1 protein-coding gene is annotated in these 2212 nt (G+C 51.5%); it reads right to left on the minus strand.

The genetic code is table 11. From position 1 onward, the window contains the following. The coding region (locus COO92_RS21885; RefSeq protein WP_101305050.1) for a methyl-accepting chemotaxis protein at window positions 1-1836 on the minus strand (1836 nt) is incomplete at its 3' end. Window positions 1837-2212 lie beyond the last annotated feature (376 nt).

Genomic DNA, 2212 nt, shown 5'->3' on the forward strand with positions numbered 1-2212 from the left:
GGCAAGGTTTTTGACCTCGGCGGCGACAACGGCAAAGCCTTTGCCGGCATCACCGGCACGAGCGGCCTCAATCGTTGCGTTCAGTGCCAGAAGGTTGGTCTGTTCGGCAATGTCGGTAATCAACGCAATGACTTCGCCAATGCGATCTGCCGACTGTGACAGGCTGACCACCAGTTCGTTGGTTTCCTGTGCACGGGTCGATGCTTCGCCGGAAATCCGCGTTGATTCCGCCATTTGACGGTTGATTTCCGCGTTCGATGCCGACAGCTGTTCGGTCGCTGCGGCAACTGTTTCAACGTTGCCAGTGGCTTCTTGCGCCGAGTTGGCGACTTCTTCGGTTTGACCCGAAACCAGTTCGGCACTTGAGGTCATCTGCCCCGACACACCTTGCAGCTGATCACCAAGAGCTGCGATTTCATTCACAGCACTTTCGACTTCGTTCTGAAGCGTATCGGCAAGGCCAAGAAGTTCATCGCGCAGCGCTTCGTTGCGTTCATGATTAAGGCGTTCTTCTTCGGCCTGCATGTCGCGGACCTTGATCGCATTATCTTTGAACACGTCAACTGCACGGCCCATGGCGCTGATTTCATCGTTGCCTTTGGACGGTACCGCAATTTCAAGGTTGCCGTCCGCCAGCTGAACCATGGTTTTCTGCAATCCGCCAAGACGGCGCAGCAGATTGCCACGAACATAAACAAAATAGATCAGAAGCGGGATCAGTATAGCGGCTGCACCGACCCCATACATCATGACTGATCTTTGCTGTGTTAGTGTGTTTGCCTCATCTGCCGATGTATTAACATCGTTCTGTAGGTTGTCGACAATCTCCGACACAACACCTTCCATCGCGGCGGCAAACTCGGCACTTTCTTCGACGATATCAAGTTGCTCATCGGCAAGTTTCAACTCCTTGGACCGAAGAGAAGGGATGCTTCTGCGCCCCATTGCAAGCTTCTTGATATCACCAAGCAGGCCTTCATAGAACTTTTTGAGTTTGACATTCTCAAGCTCGTTCACGGTGTTACCGATAACGCCGACCGCACCACGTACCTGAACGCCCATGATTCGAAGTTGCATCCGGTCATCAGACGATGCTGCTGAAAGGACGGTGTTGGTGATTTCAGCTCCGCTGTTGGAAAGAGCAAGGATCGGTGCCCTAGCAGCCATCAGCTCATCAAGTTGGAACAACAGACCTTTGGTCGATGCTTCCTGTTCTGCGGTTAGGGAAGATCCGCTTTGACGGAGTTCCTGAACCTGCCCCGTGACACCGGTAATTTGGGTCTGCGAAGCCGAAAGGATTGGCTGAATCATTGAGTTGAAACGACCGGAAACCTGTTGAAACTGGCTTAGCGAGTTTGAAAGTTCGTCGGCAACTTCAAACCGCTCAATCGTGGTTTCATGAAGTTCGGTAAGCGCTTCAGCAAGGCTTCGTGCATTACTTTCAACAAGTGCCAGCGTTTCTTCCGGAAGCCCGGCTTGTCGTAACTCGGCCAAATTTTCGTTAAGTCTAGCTAGAAGTGTATCGACTTCGGCTTTGACGGCTTGCTCTTCTTCAAGCTTGGAAGCTGCAAGGAAACGTGGCGCAGATGCGACGATTTTAGCACTGCTAGCGGCCAATTGCTGGGCTGCAAACATTGGGGGTAATTGCTCATGGGCAATTTTACCTAACTGCTTGCCAAATTGTGCGAAGGAAAAAACAGACGTAGCGGCTGCAAGGACTGCAATTAATCCGACCAGCAAGAAGGCCCCCGCCAACTTCCCGCGAACGCCAAATCCTAATTTTTTGTTGTTTTTTGATACAGAAGGCTTAGCGCCGCGCTTGATGTTTAAAGCCATATCTTATCTACCTCTTAGACCTAAGAGCCAAGCACCGACACCTCATCGTGCCGACGCTGTTATATGCGTCGTCCGGACGTCGTTTCCCGCTCAAGCCAATCCAAGAAGATCCCCGCCTGTCGCCGTAAAACAGTTCAGGTGGGAATGAGTATAGGGCTTGTATTATTGTTCTTGTGATCAGACATACCACAGCATCTATAAGACGATCATGAGTTTTCCAGCTGTAGTGCGCGCCGGTATAGTCTGTTTGCGCCTTTTGGCCGGGAAATATGCGGCATGTGGGACGCAGAGGTAAATTACATTCGAGGTTGGCGAAAGTCACAAAAAAGGCCCGCCTGATGGCGGGCCTTCAAAGCCAGGATCACAAAGCAGTTTT

Source organism: Thalassospira lohafexi (assembly GCF_002844275.1).
GTDB classification, from domain to species: Bacteria; Pseudomonadota; Alphaproteobacteria; order Rhodospirillales; family Thalassospiraceae; genus Thalassospira; species Thalassospira lohafexi.